The organism is Bradyrhizobium sp. WSM4874, assembly GCF_055811835.1.
Genome location: NZ_JBVVPR010000023.1, coordinates 77791 through 98276 on the forward strand (window position 1 = coordinate 77791; position 20486 = coordinate 98276).

The window sequence follows — 20486 nt, forward strand, 5'->3', positions numbered from 1 at the left end:
TACGGCTTCAGGACTTGTCGAACTTCTTGACGATTTCGGCCCATTTTTCGATGTCGCCGCGCAGGAATTGGTCGAATTCCTCCGGCGTCATCGACATCGGCATCGCGCCCTGCGCAGTCCAGAGCTTAACGATGTCGGGTCGCTTCACCATTGCGTTCACGGCGGCATTGAGCTTGTCGATCACAGGTTTCGGCGTGCCGGCCGGAGCCATCAGGCCGAGCCAGATCGTGGCTTCATAGCCTGCTACGCCCGCTTCGATCGCTGTCGGCACGTTCGGCAGCACCGCCGAGCGCTGCTTGCCGGTGATCGCGAGCGCGCGGACCTGGCTCTCGCCGATGTTCGGCGCCATCGCCGGCACCGCGTCGATCATCATCTGCACCTGCCCGCCGATCACGCCGCTGCGCGCCTCGCCACTGTTGCGGTAAGGGACGTGGACGAGGTCGGTGCCGGCCATGGCTTTGAACAGCTCGCCGGCCATGTGGTAGGGCGTGCCCTGGCCGGAGGAGGCGTAGTTCAATTTGCCCGGCTGCGACTTGGCGAGCGCGACGAACTCCTGCAGCGTCTTCGCTGCGACTTGCGGGTTCACCACGATGACGAGATCGGAAGCGTTCACCGGTGCGATCGGCGCGAGGTCGCGCATCAGCTCGTATTTGCGTTTGTCCGGCGTCAGCAGCGATTCGTTCGCGGTTTGGGTGTTGGACATCATCAACAGCGTGTAGCCGTCGGCGGGCGACTTCGCCGCCTCGACCGTGCCGATGACCCCGCCCGCGCCGGTGCGGTTCTCGATCACGAAGGGCTGGCCAAAACTCTCCTGAAGCGCATTGCCGATCTGCCGGGCCGCGACATCGGCCGGCCCGCCGGCGCCGAAGGGCACGACGATCCGGACCGCGTGATTGGGATAGTCTTGCGCCAGGGACGGGGCCGCGGAGAAGGCGCTGAGCAGGCCGGCGGCCAGCGCCAGCATGAATTGTCGGGCCGTCACACCCACCTCCCTGATGTCGTTCTTGTTGGCCGGCACTGTAGCGGCAGGGGAGGCGGACTGTCGACGCCTCACAGGGCCGATGCGGCCTGGAATATCCTGCGGCTTCGGTGTGGCGGCGCCGCTCTTCGCGGTCGCGGCAGGAACCGGCGGCGCGTGATTTGAGCAAATCGCATGGGCGTTGCCGGATAAATACCCTCGGCTGACAGGTATTTTGGTGTTACCAAATTGGACATGAACCAGCACGCCAAGATCGAAATCCGCCATTCGACCTGTCCGCATGATTGCCCGTCGGCCTGTGCCCTCGATATCGAGGTGCTCGAGGGACGCAGCATCGGTCGCGTCCGAGGTTCGAAAAAGCAGACCTATACGGCCGGCGTGGTCTGCGCCAAGGTCGCCCGTTATGCCGAGCGCATCCATCATCCTGAAAGGCTGATGTATCCGCTGCGCCGAACCGGGCCGAAGGGCTCCGGCCAATTCGCGCGGATCACCTGGGACGAGGCGCTGGACGAGATCGCGGATCGCTTCAACCAGGCCGAGCGCGAGTTCGGTGCGGACTCGATCTGGCCTTATTATTACGCCGGCACGATGGGGCTGGTGATGCGCGACGGCCTCAACCGCCTCACGCATGTGAAGAAATATTCGCGGTTCTATCAGACCATCTGCGCCAATGTCGGCCGCATCGGGTTTGCGATCGGCACCGGCAAGATCGCCGGCGTCGATCCGCGCGAGATGGCGCTGTCCGATCTCGTGGTGATCTGGGGCACCAACCCCGTCAACACGCAGGTCAACGTGATGACGCACGCCGCCCGTGCGCGCAAGGAGCGTGGCGCCAAGATCGCAGCCGTCGACATCTACGACAACGAGACCATGAAGCAGGCGGATATCAAGATCATCCTGCGGCCCGGCACCGACGGCGCCTTCGCCTGCGGCGTGATGCATGTCCTGTTCCGCGACGGCTATGCCGATCGCGCCTATATGGACAAGTACACCGATTGCCCCGGCGAACTCGAGGCGCATCTGAAGACCCGCACGCCGGAATGGGCGTCCGCGATCTCGGGCGTGCCGGTGGCGGAGATCGAGGCCTTCGCCAAATTGGTCGGCGAGACCAAGCGGACCTTCTTCCGGCTCGGCTACGGCTTCACCCGCTCGCGCAACGGCGCGGCGCAGATGCATGCCGCGAACTGCATTCCCGCGGTGACCGGCGCCTGGCAATATGAAGGCGGCGGCTCCTTCTTCAACAATTATGCGCTGTGGCACTTCAACGAATCCATCATCGAAGGTCACGACGCCATCGACCCAACCATCCGCGCGCTCGACCAGTCGCAGATCGGCCGCATCCTCACCGGCGATTCCAAGGCCCTGCACGGCAAGGGTCCGGTCAAGGCGCTGCTGATCCAGAACACAAACCCGATGACGGTGGCGCCGGAGCAGGCACTGGTGCGGCAGGGGTTTGCGCGCGAGGATTTGTTCGTCGCGGTGCACGAGCAGTTCATGACCGAGACGGCCGAGATGGCCGACATCGTGCTGCCGGCGACGATGTTCATGGAGCATGACGATCTCTATTACGGCGGCGGCCACCAGCACATCTCGGTCGGACCGAAGCTGATCGACCCGCCCGGCGAATGCCGCTCCAATCACGAGGTGCTGCAGGCGCTGGCGCCGCGGCTCGGTGCCAGGCATCCGGGGTTCGAGCTGACGCCGCGCGAGTTGATCGACGCGACGCTGAAGCTGAGCGACCACGGCGACATTGCCGGTCTCGAAGCCGATCTCTGGCGCGACCTGCAGCCGGACTTCCGCACGTCGCATTATCTCGATGGCTTCGCCCATGCCGACAGGAAATTCCATTTCAAGGCCGATTGGGCGCATCCCCCGTTCGGCCAGAAGATGGGTGACTTCGACAAGATGCCGTCGCTGCCGGACCATTGGGCGGTGATCGAGCATTCCGACCAGGCCCATCCGTTCCGGCTTGCCACGAGCCCGTCGCGCAGCTTCCTCAACACCACCTTCAACGAGACGCCGTCCTCTCAGGCGCGCGAGGGCAAGGCGAGCGTGATGATCCATCCGCTGGATGCGGCCGCGCTCGACATCGCCCATGGCGACGCCGTGACGCTCGGCAACACCCGCGGCGAGACAACGCTGATCGCCACGCTGTTCGAGGGCGTGCGCCGCGGCGTGCTGATCGCGGAGTCCGTTCATCCCAACAAGAACCATATCGGTAACCGCGGCATCAACATGCTGACCGGCGCGGACACGATCGCGCCGATCGGTGGAGCCGCTTTCCACGACAACAAGGTCTGGATCCGGAAGGCGACCGCGGCCTGAGCTGCGCTCGCGCCTTAATCGCGCGCAAATTTGTGTCGAGGTGCTAAAGTGGCGCCTCCCGGCAGATTGCCCTTGCACCGCGCGCCCGAGCTGCCGCAAATGGCTGCAAACGGGAGCAAGGAAACTGCGTCATGACCGACACCACAGGCGTCATCACCGAGAAGCGCGGGCAGTCGTTCTGGATCACCATCAACCGGCCTGAGAAGCGCAACGCGCTGAACGGCGACGTAATAGCTGGCATCACGCGCGGCTACCGCGATGCCCATGATGACAAGGATGTCCGCGTTATCGTGCTGACCGGCGCGGGCGACAAGGCGTTCTGCGCCGGTGCAGATCTGCAGAACTCCGGCGCGGCTTTCGCGATGGATCATTCGAAGCCCAATGTCGACTATGCCGATTTGCTGCGCTTGTCGCGGAACGCGACCAAGCCCGCGATCGCGCGCGTCGGCGGCGTCTGCATGGCCGGCGGCATGGGCCTCCTCTGCATGACCGATATGGCAGTTGCCGCCGATCACGTCATCTTCGGCCTGCCGGAGGTGAAGGTCGGTGTGTTTCCGATGCAGGTGCTGAGCCTGCTGCAGGAGATCGCACCGCGGCGCCTCGTCAACGAATGGGCGCTGACCGGCGAACCGTTCGACGCGGACGCGGCACTCGACGCAGGTCTTCTCAACTACGTCGTGCCTGCGGCCGAGCTCGACGCCAAGGTCGACTGGCTGATCGGCCGTATCGTCGACAAATCCCCGACCGCCATCCGACGTGGCAAATACGCCATGCGGGCCATCGCGTCGATGTCGTTCGACGAGAGCATCGCCTACACCGAAAGCCAGATCGCACTACTGGCGATGACCGAGGACGCCAAGGAGGGCCTGAAGGCATTCGCCGAGAAGCGCAAGCCGGTCTGGACGGGGAGATGAGGGGCGCTCCGGTCATAAGCTTTCGTTAAGCTGACTGAGATCGTGCATGGCGAACGACCTAGTTATGGTGCTGATGCAGGGAACGCAGACGGAAGACTGCCTGCCCTGAATTCCACCATCATCGACCCGCTGACCGCAATGCCCTGACCGCTTCGCGCGGGTTGCGTTTTGGAAGCGCTTCCGAAGCGTGCATCGCCACTCGCTCCTCTGTTTGCGCTATTCTTGGTCTCGCAGTCGTTCGGCCGCTCACGGGACATCTAGTCAGGCAATCAAGAGCGTGCGCTCGATCGCCTATAGGTCATTTCTTGGATCAAAGCTCCTCCCATTCGGGCTGTCCTCCCTCTCTAGTTTGACGGCAAAAGCGAAAACTTTTCGCATTTGGATTTTCTTCCCGGACCGTGCCGAGTTGCCATCATACGGAAAAGATTGACGTTTTTCCGTTTTGGTGTATCCTGGCCAAGGATACTTCAAACGAGAGAGCGTTGGAGCGCGCACGACCATGATGGGCGGCGATCAGTTCGACTATGGCCAGATTCCTCCCCAGATGCGGGACAGGCTGCCGGAGCTCGAGGTCGTCATCCAGGAGGGGGTGGAGCGGGAGGCCTGCAGCGGACTTGTGATCGGCGTCGCGCTGGTAGAGGCCAAGGAAGGTCTGGGGCACGGCATTTTCTTGCGGTGGTGTCGCGTGGTTTTGGGGTTCAAGCCGCGGAAGGCGCAACTCTATATGAACGCAGCGCATCTGTTCCAGCGCCACGGCGAGGTCGTGTGCCGGCTGCCGCTGACCGCCGCTCAGGCGCTGGGTGCTGCGTCGGTGAGCGAGGAAACGGTGCACGAGGTGATCGCGCGGGTGCGGCGCGGCGAGCGGGTGACAGTCGAGTTCGTGAAGCAGACGATCCGGCGCGCCAAGGAGGGCTCCGCTAAAATGGAGACGGACTCGGCTGAATCGGTTCAGATCGCGGCGATGATCACGGAGGCGTTGGACGCCCACCAATGCCGGCTGCTGCACGCTTTTCTTGAGGAGCGGCCGTCCGCGCGCCATTTCGTGGCGGATCTTGCCGATCGCGCGGCCGCGAAGATTCGCAGGAGCCGCTCTGCGCGGGCGACGCCCTCGATCCTCAGCCTGCCGGCGCCCTAATCGAGCATTCCACGTCGTGAAGGGCGGGCCACGCGCAAGCCCAACGGAAGGTATTTTGTTCATCATCTAAGGGCAATGGCACCGCGATGATCCTTGACGAGTTGTTGACGCCGATAGTTGCTGCGCTGGCCGCGACCGAGTTGGGCGTTCCGAAAACGCAAATGGTCATCGGCCAACACATCGGCTCGTTCGAGGCGATTTTGGAGCATGGCTTGACCTACAAGCAGATTGCCGAGGGTCTGAACGTCCGGGGGGCGCGAGGTCGCACGGGCGCGGAGTTCACCGGGCAATCGCTCTACAACTTCATCAAGCGTGCTAAGGGGAAGAAGGATCGGCCGCCCGGAGCGGCAACGAGGGGGCCGTCCGTTCGACCAACCGATGTTGGCGGACCATCGCCGGCGAGCACAGCGAAGAACCAGCCGACGTCGCCCGAACTTGAAAGGTTTAAGCACCGTATCGACCAGGCCCGGATCCACAACGCAATAGACGATCTCTTCCGTCGTGGAAAACGGTAGCGTGCATGCTTATCGAGGAGGATCGTGCCGAGGTTAAGAGCCTCGTCCTCCGGGTCCGCCGTCCTTCGGCGGATGTCGCGGTCCATCTCGAAGCCCTCGACCGGGCCGCGTCGTTGTTTCAGTGCCGGAGCGCGCGGCGCGAGGCCTCGGCTCGTATCGGGGAAGTCATCTCGCAGCTGTCCGTGCTCGTAGATGCGGCGCATCACGCGGCTCACACCGGCGTCGCCTGCATTCCGTCCGAGATATTGCCTGAGACTTTCGACGCGCTGATCGGGCGTTATCCATTCTCGAATTGCGACATGGCGCCTGTCACCGCTGAAGTGCTGAAGAATGCCGTCAGTTGCGCAGTTTCTTCCCGGACGGTCGTCGTAGCTGCGCCCGTCGAGCCCCATGTTGTGAATGCGGCGCTGCGCCAGGTCCCGGGCCAACCGCATTTGGTGGCCGTCAGGTCGACACCCTTCCCATTTGACGCGGCGAAGACGTATTTTTTCGAAGGTTTGGCCACGCCGGCTGCGGGCGATCTGAGAAGGCGGCTCGGAGATTTCATCGCTGGGATGACAGATGTCGCGCCCAGCTTCCTTGAACATGTGCGCGATCGCGTGTGCCTCGCCACACGAGATCCGGAGCGGCAAAACCGCGGACGGCGAACGCTCTATGATTGGGCCGAGCCGTCGCCCGGAGCCCGTCTGGTTTGGGACGTGCTCGAGGCCGTTCTGGATCCCATGACGGAGCGACCGCAAGGCCCGGTTCAGGACGTCATCATTCGGATCGTCGATATCCTGGCGGGGTCGATTGGCGTAGACAACATCCGTTCCGACGTCGTTTCCGCGATGTTGACGATCTGGGTCGCGAGCTGTCAGCACCATATCGTGGCAACGCGTCTGTCGGAACTCCTGGACGGCGCGTCGGGGCGAGCGGAAACGCTGCGCCATCGGCGTCGACGCGGCTTCTGGATCGCCTGCCATGGCGCCGTCCGTGACTCGGCCGCCGAACTCTGGCGCCGGGCATGCATGGGCGACTATCATCATGTCGCGCTGCTTGGCGGCTCTTCCAAGCCGTTCGATGCCACGTCAGCCTCGCCGGCCGGCGGCGTCAGCAGCACGCCGAAAGCCCGCGCGACGGGAATGCCGATGCCGACTCTCGATCTTGCCGCCGCAGCTAGCGCCGGGACGATTTTTCGATTCCTCCGCACCCTTGCAAAAGCCTGCGCGCCCGCGCTCCGCCCGTAAGCCGAGCCAGGCGTCCTCAGACGATTGATATCAATTTCCGACGGATGACGACAATCTACGACAGTTTCCACATAGGGTTCGTGGGGGCCTTGTTCGTCAAGCCATGCCTTATTCAGCTGCTCGCCGACAGAGGAGAAGCAGCTGATGCCGGGTTGGTACTTCATTGTCATCTTGTCCGCCATCGGCGGCCAGGGAAAGAGCCTGTTTACCGAACTCGTGGCGCTGATCTTGCGCTCGCGCGGATGCAAGATTGAGGTCTTCTCGGCGGACGTCGCCGAGCGGTTGGCTGACAAGCTCGGCAGCGTCACCAAGATCGACACCGATCTGCTCGACGCATCCGACGATCCGCTTGCTTTGTTGCGGGCATTTTCACCCCTGTCTAACGCCCTCGATCAGGCGGTGACAAGCGGTAGCAGCATCGTGCTCGACACGGCGGCCACATGGGACGTGACGGTCTTGCGCTTCCTGCGCGACATGGACGTCGATAAGTTGGTCGCCGACGGGGGCGGCCAGATGATCGTGGCGCTTGTGACCACCTCGAATCGTGACGCCATGCGCGCATTGGCGACGAACACGAGCTTAGTGCGCACCGCGCTGCCGCTCGCCCGGCCGCTGTGGGTGCTCAATGAACGGGTCGGCGTCGTGTTCCCGCCGAATTTCGATCCGGGCATCATCCACCTGGAGCCGGAGCACTTCGACGAGATGCGTGCGGGCGTGACGGAGATCGCGCTGCCGCGGCTCGATGACCGTCTGTGGCAGCCCGTGGACCGTGCAGGATTGAACCTCGTCGATTTCGTGAACGCCGATCCGGCGAAACTCGCCCCCTTGTGGCTCGATGCCTCCGGCCGGCCGCTCGATCGGCTGTCGGCGGCGGCGGTCCAGCGGCGCATCGCGAGCTGGATCGCAAAGATGATGGAGGAGGCCTCGCGCGGGCTCAGGTTTCCCGATGCCAATTAAGCTTGGGCCGACCTTCGCACGAGCCGAACAGCGCGGAGCCGCGGCTTCTTGCACGCTGGTCCGGCGCCTCGCTCGATCGACCAGCCTGATTTCCTTGCTGCTAGATCCGCCACGGGAGTTTCAGATGCTGACGCGGGCTGAACGCGAGCAAGTCCTCAAACTCCGGGTCCGTATCCGTCGAAGCCGGATCGGCCCGTGCGAGCACCGGCTGCGGCTCATCGGCCGCTGGATGGACGCCTTCTGGAGCAAAATCACGTGGGTGTAAACAGCTCCAAGCAGGGCCGGAAAAAGCCATTGGCGAAGCATCCAGAGATTGGCTGTAATACGCCGATCACGACCAACGCTCCTTTTTCCGTGCGCTTGCCGCAGGCACTCAAGGACCAGGCCACCGACCGAGCGGCATCGATGAAGATCGACCTCAGCCAATTCATCAAGGATGCGATGGAAGCCTACTTGTCCGGAACCCGTCCGCGCAGGAGGCGGGCCAAACACGACGGAATAAGACAAAAGCTCGCGGAAATCCACGCAACGATCATTCGCTGTGCGAACGAAATCAAGCAGAGCCGCGCTCAGGGCGCCGATGCCCAACACCTCGTGCAGACGACAATCTTGTTGCGAGATGCAGTATCCGCCTTGCTGCTGATCGCCCGCTCGATCGGGCCGCGCTGATGATCGCGCGCGCCTTTTCATATCGGGGGTCGCTAACGGACGCCCGCCGCCTCGATGCACACCTCTGGAAGGACAAGGATCAGCGTCCAGAACTCCTCGAGATGCGCAATCTCTGCGTTCGTCGGACCATCGACGGGATGCAAGTCATGGCGGCCCTGACGGCTGCGTCCCGCGCCGAGATTGCGCTCTGGCATCTCTATATTTCGCCCCGGCGTACGCTGACGACGGACGAAGCGGCGAAGGTCGTCGATCTCGTCCTCACAGAACTCAAGGCACATGACCACCCGTTGATGGTGTTCGCCCACAACGACAAGCCGCGTGCTGGAGGAGGTGCAAATCATCTGCACCTGGTGTTGGGCCACGTTTCCCCTCAAACTTTTCGCGCGCTGGACATGCGCCATCATGCACCGAGACTCCACAAAGTCATGGCGCTCGCGGCCTACCTGATCGAGGGCGAGGCCGTCCCGAGCCGTTGGCAAAAGTCGGTCATCGAGGCGCTTCGCGCCGATGGCAACGGTCACGTTGCCGACTGGCTTATCGACGAACTCGGGGTCGTGCCGGTCATCGATGCGCCGCGCATGACCGATTCCATGCGCCGAGCGGCTCAGGCTGTTGACTTCCCGCTGCCCAGGTTTCAGTCGGAGCTGAAACGCCTGTGGAAGAGTTCAGCGACGGAAGCCGAATTCGCCTCGTTCCTGGGCCGCAACAACGTGGCGGTCAAACCGGGGAATGCGCCGAGAGTGATCGCGTTTCACCATCCGCAGTTGTTCGTTGGTGCCTTGCATCGCATTCTCAGGCAGGAGGTCTCGGTTGCTTATCACGAGGCGCAGCGCCGGATCCCCCGGTTACTTCACGCCGATGAAGGCAACCCACTCGATGCTGCCTCGTCAGATGCTTCGGCCGAGGTCCTGAAGCCGTCCGATGCTGATCGGCGCGCCCGCCTCGATTTGCAGAAGAGGATCGATGCGATAGAGCGGCCGTTGGCTCGTCTGAAGACGGAACGTCTATCGCTGATCTACCAACCGGGCCGTACAGGCTCGGGCGAGCCGATTTCCCCGGACGAAATCGCCATCCGCTTTCACCGTCTTGCCCGAGCCGAGTCCATTTTGGAAAAAGCGATTTCGCTGCTGTGCCAGGATGCTGGGTGGATGGTGGGACCGGAGCTCGATTTGATGCACGCCGCGGCGAAGATCGTCACCTCGGCGGCCGAGGACATTCCGCCGAACATTGAGATCGCGCAGCGCGGGGAGGTGGAAGATGTGCGAGTTTCCGGCTGGAGTCCTTAGTGACGGAAGTTCATGCGGTTGCGAGCCTTTGAAAGCGTCCTCAAGAGACAGGGCTGATCCCGCGGGGGACTTTGGATGACAACGCCTGAGACCTTACCCGCTGTGGCACAGGGGGATCGGCGCTATCGTTCAATGGCGGCTTGCGTTGACCTCGCGCTGGCGCAACACGATCTCGAGGAGGCGGCGGAGCCGTCGCACTGATCCGCCGCGCCAATGGTGCGCGATGGCGGAAGTTTCACTCGGGCTCAGGCCCTCGATCCAGCGCCGGTCCATACCCTGGTCGCGCAGGATATCGGTGATCACCGCGGGGATTAGAGCCAGAAGGTCGGCCTCCGTCGGCTTGGGAAAGTCTATCTTGCGGAAGCGATCGAGCAAAGGAGAGGGCAGGTTGTCGATGAAATTCGCCGTAGCAACGTAGCAAACGTGTCGCAGGTCAACGGGGGTCTGCAGTGCGGGGTCCGGATATTGCCGCGCCGAGTCGATTTCGAGGAACCCAAGAAGGCAATCAAACAGGCGGCCATGGTCTCGCCCCGTCGCGGCTTTGTCGAGCTCATCGAGCAGGATCATTACGTTGGCATGCCGAGCGCGCGCGATCGCCAGAAGCGGATGGCACGGCTGCGCGGTCGCCCATCTGCGGTCGGTTCCGGAGAACGCCGCGCCATCGGCTCCACTTGAATCAGTCCGCCACATGCCGACGCCAAGCAGCTGCTGCAGCCGTTGCGCGAAACGCGTCTTCCCGCTCCCGGGCGGCCCCACCATCAGCAGCGGGCGGAAGGCGATCGTGGGGCGACCGACGAGGTCGGATAGCACAAAATCGACGACATTGGCCGCGTAGCTGAATTCCGCCATCAACTGGCGGCGCACTTCCGCAAGCGCCGGTGTCTTGATCAGCGGCAAGGGTACATCGATCAGGCCTTTCAAGGGCGTGACGATCTCCTTCAATTTATAGCCCGTCATGGTGACCGGATCCGTTCGCACCACGATGACATGCCCCTCGGGAACGTCCAGCAGCGGCCTCTCACTACTGGCGTCGCTGCGCATGGCCTCCCGCTCGTCGGCTTTACGCAGACGCTCCCGCGAGCGGGCGAATGCTGTCTCCTCGGCTTCCTCGATCCTGCGCCGCGCCATGCTGGCGCCGAGCATCGCAGCTGCCCGGATTGCGGGCGTCTGAAAGGCACCTATAACTTCGTGCGCGCAGACTGGCAGTGCCGCCCAGCCATAAACGAGGGCCTCGATCTCGGCGGCGAGCTCGAGGGGGATGGACGGCGGAAGTTTGTGAAAGGCGGCAACAAGCGCGCTTGCGACACGGCGGTGCTCTTCGTCGAGCCCCCTGTCGCGAGGTAGCGCCAGCGAGATCAGCCGCACGCCATCGGCAAGGCTCCGGCACTCCGGCTTGTCTTCGCGGACAGCCCGGTGGTCGAGCTCGACGGCAAGCGCGCATCCGCTTGCGGCGTCGGGCGTGTCGATCCATGTCTCCGTCAGGGCGATGCCCGGGCAGACCGTCTCGATTTCGGCGGCGAGGCGCTGGTAGACCGAATGGTCGGCGCGCGAGGCCAGAACAGCGTAGCGCAGCACGCGTGGCAAGCTGGCAGTGGCCTGCTCGCCGGATGCGGAATCCTCGGCCGCGCCCTCGATGACCTTCTCATCGAGGTCGCTCGGCGGCAGGTCATCCAGATCATCGATCATGAGATTGCTCGGCTCGCGTCGACGCCGAAACACGGCGCCAGCCGGTCCTACTGTGAAAAATCGCGGATCGCTCTTGCCATTGCGGAGGAGGGCAAGGCCCCGCCTACGCAAACGACGAACATGGACGCTGCAGAAAACCTTCCGCAGCGTCCAGTCGCGCTCAGGTCTAGAGCTGCATCACCGGGCGCTGCGTCGGATCGACCGGCCGCCACTTCGAGCTGTCGACATGCGCCCCGCAGACGGCCTTGGCGGCGGTCGCCATCGAGGGGAAGGCGATGTCGACGGTGATCCGCATGCGATCTATGGCTCCCGGGATCGGCGTCAGCACGCCGGCCTCGAACAAGGCGGCTCGACGCGCCCGGGTCACCGGGCTCGCGCTCGGATTGGTGGCGATGCGGAAATCCGAGCCGGCCGCCACGACAAATCGGTCGTTGGCGGGATAGCCGCGCGCCCAGATCGTCTCATCATAACGCAACTCGAACTCCGCGCCGCCAGGCGACAGGTGCACGTCGATCTCCATCGGGCCGCTCTCTACATCGTCAGCCGCCTCCGGCGACAGCACCGGCGCGTCCACCTGTGGCATGCCGCCCGGCGGCGATTCGAATGCGGTCAAGCCGGCATCGAACAGCAAGCGCTGTGCGTCTTCGAGCATGCGCTCATGCAGCGGCAGGTCCAGCGGATCGATCTCGGGCATCCGTGGCGGGCTGCCCGCGACCACTTTCATGACGCCGCAGCGATCGGCCGCATGCGTCAGCCAGAACTGCAGGTAGGCTGCGGTCTCTTTCGTGAAGCGCACCTCCTTCGAGGTCCCGCGCACCACCACCACCTGGCGGGCCCACGCCTTCTGCGGATCGGCAAGGTGTTCACCGAGCCGCCGGCTGAAGCAGTTCGTCTCGCCGAGATAGATCGGAACGTTGCCGTCCTGAACGTCGCCGGTCATGGCATAAAAGGCCGGGCAGGCGAGCTCGCTCGCCACGAGCTTGGGGCCGAGGCTCATCGGGAACACCAGAACTTTGACATGGGCGGCGCGGTCGATGATCTCGCGAACGTCGGCAACACCTCCATACGGGCGGTGCACATGGCTCGTGGTGCGCGTGCTGATGAGCGGCTTGTCCTTGAAGTAAGACATGTTGAAGATCTCCTGTTCGATCGAATGTCCGTTGAAATCCGAACGGCAGCAGTCCCCGACACCTTGCGTGCCGAGAAGCTGTGCCGTTCGGAAAGCTCGATGGGGGGCGAGGCTAGTGGATCGCGATCCACGACAGCGAAACGCCGCCATCCACGCGCGTCAGGCGGCCCGACGAGCTCATGAGCTCCGAGTGCGCAAGGCGCGACCGGACAGCCATCTGGGAGGGAACAAGAAGATCAAAAGAGAAATTCGCCGACGAATCGGCAATATACTGGCCGATAGCCATTGGTAGACTCCTGGTTAGTCTGCTGTGGTTAGGTCGCCGTCCGATCTGAACCATCGGCGGCGGCCGCCCTTGCGGTTATGCGTAGGCCGGACAAACATAGAACAAAATGTGGCCGGGCGCAAAGTCCAAATATTTGTCGATTTTCCCGAAATTCGCCTTGGGCGATTTTCCCCTCCAATTGTGCAGCTCGCTTGACAAGGCGACAACCTCGCTACCAGCCGGCCTGGGGATGGCGGAATGCTGCTCAGAGATATCTTTGCTCCCAGTTTGATAGTAGAGACCGCGAACGAAAGTTTGAGGGCCATCCGTCGTTATCTCAATAGGCGCGACGACTCTAATCAGTCGATCGACCGGTCGCGCACGCAGCAGGCGCGGTAAATTCTATTGAGGCAGGCGGATGATGCTAATGTCCTCTCCGCAACTTTATCTGTGACATTTTTCCGGTGGGCAGCGCTCGAGGGGGACATCGCTACCCAGCGTTGGCCTTTAGGGCCGCGGCCTGGATGCCCGCCACCGCACAAGCTTCGTCATTGTCGGACGTGTCGCCCGACACACCCACCGCGCCGAGCAGGGTCGTGCCGTCCATGATCAGCACGCCGCCGGGGACCGGCACCAGCGCGCCCTTGGCAATCGTGTTCACGGCATCAATGAAATAGGCCTGCTCCTGCGCCCGCTGAAACAGGGCGCGCGAGCCGAGGCCCATGGCGAGCGCGCCATAGGCCTTGCCGTGGGCGATCTCGGCGCGCATTAGGCTGGTGCCGTCCTGCGCCGCGGCGATCTTGAGCACGCCGCGGGCGTCGAGGACGGTGACCACGAGCGGCTTCAGCTTCAGCTCACCGGCCTTTGCGAAAGCGGCATCGAGGATCTTGCGGGCGGTGTCGAGGGTGAGGTCAGCCATGATTGGTTTCCTTTGCAATGGGAGTGGTTGTGGATTGGGTTTCGGCACGATCAAGGCTCATCGCCAGCACGCGCGCAACGTGAAGCGCCTCGCGCTGGGTGCCGTCGTGGATCTGGTGCCGGCAGGAGGTGCCGTCGGCAACGACCAGCGTATTCTGGTCCGCGCGCCGTATGCTGGGCAATAGCGACAGCTCGGCCATCCCGATGGAGGCATCGTAGGTGTCCGCGCCATAGCCGAAGGCGCCGGCCATGCCGCAGCAGCTCGACTCGATGGTCTCGACCTTCAGGCGAGGGATGAGGCGCAGCACCTGCTCGACCGGCTTGAACGCGCCGAAGGATTTTTGATGGCAATGGCCGTGCACCAGGGCTTTGTCGGCAACAGTGCCGAGTGGCAGTTGCAGCCGGCCGGCCTCGGCCTCGCGCACCAGGAATTCCTCGAAGGTCAGCGCGTGGGTGCCGACGGCCTTGGCGTCATCGTCCTGGCGCAGCGAGGCGAGCTCGTCGCGCAGGGTCAAAAGGCAGCTTGGCTCGAGACCGACGATCGGCACGCCGCGCGCGGCAAACGGCGCGAAGGCGGCGACGAGGCGGTCAAGCTCGGACCGGGCTTCGTAGACGAGACCGGCTGACAGGAAGGTGCGGCCACAGCAGAGCGGGCGGCCGCTGCTCGCGGGTTTTGGCATGTGCACGCGATAGCCCCCGGCTGTGAGTACGCGCAGCGCGGCCTCGAGGTTTTCGCGCTCATAGATGCGATTGAAGGTGTCGGCGAACAGCACCACCTCGCGGCCGGTTTCCGGCCCGACCGCTTCGGCCGGCGGCACGAACACGTCGCTGCGGAAGGCGGGGAGCGCGCGGCGGGCGCTGATGCCGGCAAAGTGTTCGAACAGCTTTCGCAGCAGCGGGCTGCGGTTGCGCAAATTCGCCAGCGGCGCGAAGCGCGACGCGAGGCCGGCATAGCGCGGGAGATAGCCGACCAACCGGTCGCGCAAGGTCAGGCCATGCGAGGCCGCGCGCGCGGCGAGCACCTCGATCTTCATCTTGGCCATGTCGACGCCGGTGGGGCATTCGTGGCGGCAGGCCTTGCAGGACACGCAAAGCTTTAGCGTCTCCATCATCTCGTCGGAGGAGAGCGCGCCCGCGCCGAGCTGGCCGGAGATCGCGAGGCGCAACGTATTGGCGCGGCCTCGCGTCACGTCCTTCTCGTTGCGCGTCGCGCGGTAGGACGGACACATCACGCCGCCCTCGAGCTTGCGGCAGGCGCCGTTGTTGTTGCACATCTCGACCGCGCCCTGAAAGCCGCCGCCGGCCCCGGGATAAGCGGACCAGTCGAGTTTTGTCTTGAGCTCAGCGACGCGATACTCAGGCTTGAAGCGGAACAGCGAACGATCGTCCATCTTCGGGGCGTCGACGATCTTGCCGGGATTGAGCACGCCATCGGGATCGAAGCGCTGCTTCACTTCCCTGAAGTCGGCGACCAGGCGCTCGCCGAACATCGTTTCGTGGAATTCGGAGCGCACCAGGCCATCGCCGTGCTCGCCGGAATGCGAGCCCTTGTATTCGCGCACCAGTTCGAAGGCTTCCTCGGCGATGGCCCGCATCGCCTTGACGTCCTTCTCCAGCTTCAAGTTCAGCACGGGCCGTACATGCAGGCAGCCTTCGGAGGCGTGAGCATACATCGTGCCGCTGGTGCCGTGCTTGGCAAACACCTCGCTCAGCCGCGCGGTGTAGTCGGCGAGATGCGGCAGCGGCACGGCGCAGTCCTCGACGAAGGAGACCGGCTTACCCTCCTGCTTCATCGACATCATGACGTTGAGGCCGGCGGCGCGGAAATCGGCGATCCCGCTCTGCAGCGCAGGCTCGGTGATTTCCACCACGCCGCCCCATTTTCGCTTGTCGTTGTTCCAGCCGAAGCCGAGATCGCCCATCAGCTCGCCCAGCTGCTTCAGGCGCACGAGGTTGTCCGCCTGATCTTCCTCAGCGAACTCGACCACGAGCACCGCATCCGGATCGCCCTTGATCGCGGCGGAGATGATCGGCCGGAACATCGCGATGTCGCGGCCGAGCGCGAGCATGGTGCGGTCGACCAGCTCGACCGCGATCGGCTTCAGCTTGACCAGATGCTGGGCCGCGTCCATCGCCTCGTAAAAACTGCCGAAATGGCAGATGCCGAGCGCCTTGTTGCGGATCACGGGCCACAGCTTCAGCTCGACCTTGGTGGTGAAAGCGAGGGTACCCTCGGAGCCGACGAGAAGGTGGGCCATGTTGTTGCGCGCATTGCGCGGCACCAGCGCATCGAGATTGTATCCTCCGACACGACGCTGCACCTTTGGAAAGCGCGCGGCGATCTCCCCGGCCTCGCGGGCGCCGAGATCGAGCATGTCGCGGAACAGGGCGCGGGCGCTGTCGTTCGCATCGAGATCGGAAAGATCGCGCGAGACCTCGCCGAAGCGGCCCAGCGTGCCGTCGGCAAGCGCGGCTTCCATCGACAGAGTGTTGTCGCGCATGGTGCCGTAGCGCAAGCTGCGGCCGCCGCAGGAATTGTTGCCGGCCATGCCGCCGATGGTGGCGCGCGAGGCCGTGGAGACGTCGACCGGAAACCAGAGGCCGTGCTTTTTCAGCTGGCGGTTGAGGTCGTCGAGCACGATGCCCGGCTCGACCACGCAGGTGCGTCCTTCGACGTCTAGCGACAGGATCCGGTTCAGGTGTTTCGAGAGATCGACCACGAGACCGTCATTGACGGTCTGGCCGCATTGCGAGGTGCCGCCGCCGCGCGGGGTCACCTTCAGTCCCTCGTCGCGCGCGATTGCCAGCGTCCGCAAGGCCTCGTCCATGGTGCGCGGCACCACCACGCCATGGGGCATGATCTGGTAGAAGGAAGCGTCGGTGGCGTAGCGGCCGCGGCTGAAAGCGTCGAACAGGACGTCACCGGTCATTTCCCGGGCCAGACGTGCCGCGAGGCCGTCCTTTTTGGCCGATTCCTGTGATTTCCCGGGCACTTCCGCCGCCATGGTCCGCTCTTGCCTGTTCGCCGCCCCCGTCTTGCCTCCGGTCACGGCCCTTGGCAAGGCGAGCCCTGCTTCTTGTGCATTGACGGACCCCGCCCGGCGAGGGACAAGCCCGGCGAATAGTGATATTCGAGCGGCTCGCGCAGCCCCTTGAGGCCAGCGGGCTCGAAGTCAGGCTGGGCTCGAAGGCAAGACAGACTCAAGAGACAGACGCAAAAGACAGACTCAAAGACCGGGAAGGACGCCGATGACCGTGCATACTGGAAGGCATTTTCTCCAGATTCCAGGACCGACCAACGTGCCCGACCGGGTGCTGCGGGCGATGGACATGCCGACGCTGGACCATCGCGGTCCGGAGTTCGCCGAGCTCGGTTTCGCCGTCCTCGCCGGCATGCAGCGGGTGTTCCGCACCAAGCAGCCCGTGATCATCTTCCCCTCGTCCGGCACCGGCGGCTGGGAAGCCGCGATGGTCAACGTGCTCGCGCCCGGTGACAAGGTCCTGATGTGCGAGACCGGCCAGTTCGCCGTGCTGTGGCGCGGCATCGCCGACAGGTTCAAGCTCGACGTCGATTTCATCCCGAGCGACTGGCGCCATGGCGCCGATCTCGCCGAGATCGAGAAGCGCCTTGCCGCCGACAAGCAGCACACCATCAAGGCGGTCTGCGTCGTCCACAACGAGACCTCGACCGGCTGCGTGACGCCGCCGTTGGAGGTGCGCAAGCTGCTCGACCGCGTCAAGCATCCGGCGCTGCTGATGGTCGACACCATCTCCGGCCTCGGCTCGATGGAATATGAGCACGATGCCTGGGGCATCGACGTCTCGGTCGCCGGCTCGCAGAAGGGCCTGATGCTGCCCCCGGGCCTCGGCTTCAACGCCGTCTCAGAGAAGGCGCTCGCGGTGGCCAAGGCCAACCCCGGCATGCGCTCCTATTGGGACTGGCAGGAGGTCATCAGCTTCAACAAGCTCGGCACCTTCCCCTATACGCCCGCGACCAATTTGCTCTACGGCCTGCGCGAGGCGATCAAGATGCTGGAAGAGGAGGGGCTCGAGAACGTCTGGACCCGCCACAAGCGCCACAGCGCGGCGACGCGTGCCGCGATCAAGGTCTGGGGCCTGGAGACGCAGTGCGCCGATCCTGCCGCGCATTCGCCGGCGCTGACAGGCGTGCGCGTGCCGGATGGCCACGATGCCGACGCCTTCCGCAAGGTGGTGCTGGAAAACTTCGACATGTCGCTCGGCACCGGCCTGAACAAGGTCAAGGGCAAGGTGTTCCGCATCGGCCATATCGGCCATTTCAACGACCTGATGCTGATGGGCACGCTCGCCGGCGTCGAGATGGGCCTCGATCTTGCAAAGATCCCGCACCGGAGCGGCGGCGTGTTGGCGGCCATGGACCTCCTGAAGGGACGCGACGCGGTGCCGATGACCAAAGCTCAGGTGGCCTGAAGGCCCAGGTTGCCTGAACTAACCTAGAGAAAAGAGAGCGCGCAATGAACGCACCGACCACCGCCAACGAAGACCTGCTCTACTCCGTCACGGACGGCATCGCGCGGATTACCTTCAACCGCCCGCAGGCGCGCAACGCACTGACCTTCGCCATGTACGAGCGCATGGCGGAGATCTGCCAGGAGATCAACGCCGACCGCTCGATCAAGGCGCTGATCCTGACCGGCGCCGGCGACAAGGCGTTTGCCTCCGGCACCGACATTTCTCAATTCCGTGCGTTCAAAACCGCGCAGGATGCGCTCGACTATGAGGCCCGCATCGACCGCGTGCTCGGCACGCTGGAGCAGTGCCGCGTGCCCGTAATCGCGGCGATCGCGGGAGCCTGCACCGGCGGCGGCGCCGGAATTGCGGCCTGCTGCGACCTGCGCATCGGGACTGAAGCGACGCGCATCGGCTTTCCGATCGCGCGCACGCTCGGCAACTGCCTGTCGATGTCGAACATCAGCCGCGTCGTCTCGCTGGTCGGGCCCGCCCGCACCAAGGATCTGATCTTCAAGGCGCGCCTCGTCGAAGCGCCGGAAGCACTGGCGCTCGGCCTTCTAAACGAGATCGTTCCCGACGTCGAGACGCTGCAGCGCCGCGCTGACGAGACCGCCAGGCTCGTGGCGAGCCACGCCCCGCTGACGCTTGAAGCGACCAAGGAGGCAGTCCGCCGCATCCGCCGCACGCTGTCGCGCGAAGAGGGCGAGGATCTGATCCTCAAGGCCTATATGAGCGAAGATTTCCGCGAGGGAATGGACGCCTTCCTCAACAAGCGCACGCCGAACTGGAAGGGCAAGTAGCGCATCTCCGGCTTGGCTTCGTCAGCCGAAAGTCATAGGCGGCGCGATGCGCGCCGGCTTGAACTCGCCAGCATTCGTCCGCAAAATGCATCGAATTCCTGGCAACAAGCCAAACAATAACCGGGGGACGAAACTCGTGCGAAGTCTAGTGAAAACTGTTGGCGTTGCAGCAGCGTTATCGTTGAGCACCCCGGCCATTGCCGGCTGGGAACCGACGAAGCCGGTCGAAATCGTGGTTGCGGCGGGCGCGGGCGGTGCCTCCGACCAGATGGCTCGGATGATGCAGGCCGCGATCCAGAAGAACAATCTGATGAAGCAGCCGATCGTGGTCTCGCTCAAGGGCGGGGCTTCCGGTGCCGAAGCGCTGATGTACATGAAATCCAGCGAGGGCGACCCCAACAAGGTGCTGATCGCCTATTCGCTGATCTACATGCTGCCGCTGTCGGCGAAGATCCCGTTCAACTGGCGTGAGCTCACCCCGGTTTCGGTGATCGCGCTCGACCAGTTCGTGCTGTGGGACAACAGCGCGGGTCCCAAGACGGTGAAGGAGTTCGTCGCGGCCGCGAAGGCGGCGAGCGCGCCGTTCAAGATGGGCGGCACCGGCTCCAAGCGCGAGGATCACGTGCTGACCGTGTTCCTCGAGCAGAAGACCGGCGCGAAATTCTCCTATCTGCCCTACAAGTCCGGCGGCGAGGCGGCGACCCAACTCGTCGGCAACCACACCGAATCCAACGTCAACAATCCATCCGAAAATCTCGAAGTCTGGCGCGCGGGCCAGGTGCGTCCGCTCTGCGTGTTCGACAAGGAGCGAATCTCCTACACCAGCAAAGTGACGGAGACGCAGTCCTGGGCCGACATCCCGACCTGCAAGGAGGAGGGCGTCGATGTGCAGTATCTGATGCTCCGCGCGACGTTCCTGCCGGGCAAGGTCACGGCGGAACAGCAGGCGTTCTATGTCGAGCTGTTCCACAAGGTGACGCAGACCGCGGAATACAAAGACTACATGGAAAAGCAGGCGCTGAAGCCGATCTTCCTCACCGGCAAAGACATGGTGCAATTCCTCGAGGAGGACGATGCAGTCAACAAGTTGCTGATGACGGAAGCTGGATTCGTCGCGAAGTAGCCGTCTCTTCTCCCTTCTCCCTCTCCCGTTCTTGCGGCGAGAGGGAGAATCGAACCGCACTCCGT

17 protein-coding genes are annotated in these 20486 nt (G+C 63.9%); 11 read left to right on the top strand and 6 right to left on the bottom strand.

Features of this window, described 5'->3' with window-relative positions; translation table 11 throughout:
- Positions 1–7: 7 nt before the first annotated feature.
- Complete coding sequence (locus AC0L3P_RS23260) at positions 8–964, bottom strand: Bug family tripartite tricarboxylate transporter substrate binding protein (protein ID WP_473305465.1); 957 nt, start codon at positions 962–964, stop codon at positions 8–10.
- A 249-nt stretch (positions 965–1213) separates the two neighbouring features.
- Between AC0L3P_RS23260 and AC0L3P_RS23265 the strand changes: the two genes are divergently transcribed.
- From AC0L3P_RS23265 to AC0L3P_RS23300, 8 genes are all read left to right on the top strand, one after another.
- The gene (locus tag AC0L3P_RS23265) at positions 1214–3304 is read left to right on the top strand and encodes a molybdopterin-dependent oxidoreductase (RefSeq protein WP_473305341.1); all 2091 of its coding nucleotides are present in this window, start codon (positions 1214–1216) and stop codon (positions 3302–3304) included.
- 131 nt (positions 3305–3435) lie between these two features.
- Positions 3436–4218, top strand: a complete 783-nt coding sequence (locus AC0L3P_RS23270; RefSeq protein ID WP_473305344.1) for an enoyl-CoA hydratase/isomerase family protein — start codon at positions 3436–3438, stop codon at positions 4216–4218.
- 499 nt (positions 4219–4717) lie between these two features.
- Positions 4718–5353 carry a hypothetical protein gene (locus AC0L3P_RS23275; protein WP_247411811.1) on the top strand — a complete coding sequence of 212 codons (636 nt, stop codon included), beginning with the start codon at positions 4718–4720 and terminating at the stop codon, positions 5351–5353.
- An 86-nt stretch (positions 5354–5439) separates the two neighbouring features.
- Positions 5440–5868, top strand: a complete 429-nt coding sequence (locus AC0L3P_RS23280) for a hypothetical protein (RefSeq protein WP_473305348.1) — start codon at positions 5440–5442, stop codon at positions 5866–5868.
- 299 nt (positions 5869–6167) lie between these two features.
- Positions 6168–7097 (top strand): hypothetical protein, encoded by a 930-nt coding sequence (locus AC0L3P_RS23285; protein WP_473305350.1) that lies wholly within the window; start codon positions 6168–6170, stop codon positions 7095–7097.
- Positions 7098–7241: 144 nt separating this feature from the next.
- Positions 7242–8054: a hypothetical protein gene (locus tag AC0L3P_RS23290; RefSeq protein ID WP_473305352.1), complete on the top strand. Its 813-nt coding sequence runs from the start codon at positions 7242–7244 to the stop codon at positions 8052–8054.
- 255 nt (positions 8055–8309) lie between these two features.
- Positions 8310–8723, top strand: coding sequence for a hypothetical protein (locus tag AC0L3P_RS23295; protein ID WP_473305354.1), 414 nt, complete (start codon positions 8310–8312; stop codon positions 8721–8723).
- A complete protein-coding gene (locus AC0L3P_RS23300; RefSeq protein ID WP_473305356.1) occupies positions 8723–10009 on the top strand; it encodes a relaxase/mobilization nuclease domain-containing protein in 1287 nt (428 codons plus the stop codon). Before AC0L3P_RS23295 ends, AC0L3P_RS23300 begins: the two co-directional genes overlap by 1 nt.
- Positions 10010–10138: 129 nt before the next feature.
- Here the strand turns inward: AC0L3P_RS23300 and AC0L3P_RS23305 are convergent, their stop codons facing one another.
- The 5 genes from AC0L3P_RS23305 to AC0L3P_RS23325 form a co-directional block, all read right to left on the bottom strand.
- Positions 10139–11695 (bottom strand): AAA family ATPase, encoded by a 1557-nt coding sequence (locus AC0L3P_RS23305; RefSeq protein ID WP_473305358.1) that lies wholly within the window; start codon positions 11693–11695, stop codon positions 10139–10141.
- Between the two features lie 166 nt (positions 11696–11861).
- A complete protein-coding gene (locus AC0L3P_RS23310) occupies positions 11862–12824 on the bottom strand; it encodes a GIY-YIG nuclease family protein (protein WP_473305360.1) in 963 nt (320 codons plus the stop codon).
- A gap of 112 nt (positions 12825–12936) precedes the next feature.
- Positions 12937–13110 carry a hypothetical protein gene (locus AC0L3P_RS23315; RefSeq protein ID WP_247411853.1) on the bottom strand — a complete coding sequence of 58 codons (174 nt, stop codon included), beginning with the start codon at positions 13108–13110 and terminating at the stop codon, positions 12937–12939.
- A 469-nt stretch (positions 13111–13579) separates the two neighbouring features.
- Positions 13580–14008, bottom strand: coding sequence for a GlcG/HbpS family heme-binding protein (locus tag AC0L3P_RS23320; RefSeq protein WP_473305362.1), 429 nt, complete (start codon positions 14006–14008; stop codon positions 13580–13582).
- Positions 14001–17012 carry an FAD-binding and (Fe-S)-binding domain-containing protein gene (locus AC0L3P_RS23325; RefSeq protein WP_473305366.1) on the bottom strand — a complete coding sequence of 1004 codons (3012 nt, stop codon included), beginning with the start codon at positions 17010–17012 and terminating at the stop codon, positions 14001–14003. The genes AC0L3P_RS23320 and AC0L3P_RS23325 overlap by 8 nt, the downstream gene beginning before the upstream one ends.
- 244 nt (positions 17013–17256) lie before the next feature.
- Between AC0L3P_RS23325 and AC0L3P_RS23330 the strand changes: the two genes are divergently transcribed.
- The 3 genes from AC0L3P_RS23330 (at position 17257) to AC0L3P_RS23340 (ending at position 20421) form a co-directional block, all read left to right on the top strand.
- Positions 17257–18456 (top strand): pyridoxal-phosphate-dependent aminotransferase family protein, encoded by a 1200-nt coding sequence (locus AC0L3P_RS23330; protein WP_473305371.1) that lies wholly within the window; start codon positions 17257–17259, stop codon positions 18454–18456.
- A gap of 44 nt (positions 18457–18500) precedes the next feature.
- Entirely contained in the window at positions 18501–19298 is a 798-nt protein-coding gene (locus tag AC0L3P_RS23335; protein WP_473305375.1) for an enoyl-CoA hydratase/isomerase family protein, read from the top strand.
- 136 nt (positions 19299–19434) lie between these two features.
- A complete protein-coding gene (locus tag AC0L3P_RS23340) occupies positions 19435–20421 on the top strand; it encodes a Bug family tripartite tricarboxylate transporter substrate binding protein (RefSeq protein ID WP_473305379.1) in 987 nt (328 codons plus the stop codon).
- The last annotated feature ends 65 nt before the right edge of the window (positions 20422–20486 follow it).